Here is a 264-nt window from a genome sequence, read left to right as displayed (position 1 = left end):
CACCTGCCAAGGTGGCGACTACACTTCAAAAGTCCATCAACCATTGCGTGCCAGCAGTTGGAGCGGCTATTGGATTGATGCGGCAAGCACTCTGCGTATGGAAGATGACAGCATCATCGTTCTTGATCCGGTCAATCGCAGCGTTATTGATAGCGCCCTAGCCAACGGTCAAAAAGACTTTATCGGCGGCAACTGTACAGTATCACTTATGCTGATGGCCATCGGCGAGTTGTTTAATAGAGGCTGGGTAGAATGGGTCAGCGC

General features: G+C 51.1%; 1 pseudogene. It reads left to right on the top strand.

Annotation, left to right across the window (positions count from 1 at the left end):
* Nucleotides 1–264 (top strand): annotated as a pseudogene (locus AAEZ05_RS28960) (aspartate-semialdehyde dehydrogenase); the annotation flags it as partial.

Source organism: Pseudomonas sp. HY13-MNA-CIBAN-0226 (assembly GCF_040310305.1).
In the GTDB taxonomy this organism is placed as follows: domain Bacteria; phylum Pseudomonadota; class Gammaproteobacteria; order Pseudomonadales; family Pseudomonadaceae; genus Aquipseudomonas; species Aquipseudomonas gregormendelii.
Note: the sequence above shows the minus strand (reverse complement) of the source record. Positions and strands in the feature narration are given on the sequence as shown.